This is a genomic window from Mesorhizobium sp. P2_F8, assembly GCF_056403655.1.
This window is the reverse complement of sequence record NZ_JBFUFB010000082.1, coordinates 1-2094: the sequence shown is the minus strand read 5'-3', so window position 1 is coordinate 2094 and position 2094 is coordinate 1. Positions and strand designations below refer to the sequence as shown.

At 60.4% G+C, this 2094-nt stretch carries 2 protein-coding genes; both read left to right on the top strand.

Translation table 11 applies throughout. The features are described 5' to 3' along the window. Window positions 1–804 (top strand): WD40 repeat domain-containing protein (locus AC1DZP_RS35970; RefSeq protein WP_477309079.1); only part of this gene is annotated, 804 nt, incomplete at its 5' end. 399 nt (window positions 805–1203) lie between these two features. Next, a partial coding sequence (locus AC1DZP_RS35965; RefSeq protein WP_477309077.1) for an adenylate/guanylate cyclase domain-containing protein occupies window positions 1204–2094 on the top strand: 891 nt, incomplete at its 3' end.

Here is a 2094-nt window from a genome sequence, read left to right as displayed (position 1 = left end):
CTCCTGGAGGCAAGTTCGACTGACGGCACCGCACGGTTGTGGAACGCAGCGAGTGGCGCCGAAGTCTCCACTATCCAAACAAGTGCGCGGGTTGTTTTCGAGCCGGCCGGCGATCTCGTCCTCGCCGCGACCAGCGACAACGCCGCGCACCTGTTGGAAACGGACGGGACCGAACTGAAGAAACTGGTCGGGCATGAGGGTCGAATCACCGGGGCAGCATTCAGTCCGGACGGCAATCTGGTCGCCACGGCCTCGCTCGACCACACAGCGCGGATCTGGACAGTCAAGGATGGGCGCACCGTCGCGATCTTAAGAGGTCATCGCGATGAGCTCACCGAAGTCGCGTTCAGTTCGGATGGTCAGTCACTACTGACTGCCTCACGCGACGGCACCGCACGAATCTGGAGCGTTCTAGACGGAAAGGAAAAGGTCGTTCTCAGAGGGCACACCGGTGCAGTAACCAGTGCGCAATTCAGTCCTAACGGTCTCTATGTTCTGACAGCCYCAACTCAGGACGGCACGGCCCGGCTCTGGGCCGCGCGGACGGGACGCGAGATGGCAGTGCTTGGCGGTCCGAAGGAGGAGAATAGGCGGCCGGCACCGATACGCGCGGCCTTCAATTCAGATGGTACGAGGGTCGTACTTGTGCCCTATGATGAAGACGTTCGCGTCATACGGGTTTTTCGGACGCCCCAAGATCTGATCGATTTCGCGAAGCAAACTGTTCCACGCGAACTGACCGCGTGCGAACGGCGTCGCTTCTTCCTTCCCGTCGAAGGCGACCTTAGTGCTTGTCCAAGCTGATGTCGCCCAAAGTTCATGTGACGCGATCTCGATTGCCACGCCATAGCTGATCGCCGTAATTGCAACCGGTCATTTCCGAGCCGTTCGCATGCGACTGCATTTGGCGCAACCGCGACCCGCGCCGCGGCTGAGGTAAGTCCGGTGGTCAAAAACAGGCGCCTGCGAATGGCCTATTCTCACCCCAAGGCAGACACTCAACTTCTTCGGACTGAATGTCAGGAACGCGCCATTTCGAGACATTTCAGCAATCGCCGGCAATGTCGCGCTTCGGATGGAAAGCGGCTGCCCGGTCAATGGGAGACCCGGAGTGCCCTCCATCGCCGCGAAATCTTGCTATTCAAAAATGAAGCAGCCCTGCCCCTGAGTCTGTGTTATGTCGGATAGCGAAGGAGGGGCAAGGTGAGCGAGACCCGCAAGCTTGCGGCGATCCTGGCCGCCGATGTCGTCGGATACAGCCGGCTGGCAGGCTCGGACGAAGATCGGACGCTCGCGCGCCTCCGGGCGCTCCGCAGCGACCTCATTGATCCTACCATCGCCGTACACACCGGACGCGTGGTGAAGCGCACTGGAGACGGAACCCTCGTCGAGTTCCGCAGCGTGGTCGACGCGGTCCGGTGCGCCATCGAGGTGCAGAACGCCATGCTTGAACGCAATGCCGGCGTGTCACCTGATCGACGTATCGAGTTCCGCGTCGGTATCCATATCGGCGACATAGTCGAGGAGAGCGACGGCGACCTGATGGGCGACGGTATCAACATTGCTGCCCGTCTGGAAGGTATCGCCGAACCTAATGGGATTTGCCTGTCGGGTGCGGCATATGAGCAGGTGCGCGACAAGCTGAAGGATGAATTCGAGGATCTCGGCGACAAAGACCTCAAAAACATCGCGCGGCCGGTGCGAGCCTTTCGTGTGGTCTTAAACGGGGACACTGCCAGAGAGCCGATTGTGCCCGACTTGTTGGGTGGAAAATTGGCGCTGCCCAACAAGCCGTCGATCGCCGTCTTGCCGTTCCAGAACATGAGCGGCGACCCAGAGCAGGAATACTTCGGCGACGGGATCGCCGAGGATATCATCACCGCCCTATCGAAACTTCGCGGCTTCTTCGTCATCGCCCGAAATTCGACCTTCGCGTACAAGGGCAAGGCGCCAGAAATCCGTCAGGTCGCGCGCGAGCTCGGCGTTCGCTATGTACTGGAAGGCAGCGTCCGAAAGGCGGGGGAGCGCCTGCGCGTAACCGGCCAGCTAGTCGATGCCACCACGGGAAACCATATTTGGGCGGAACGTTACGAC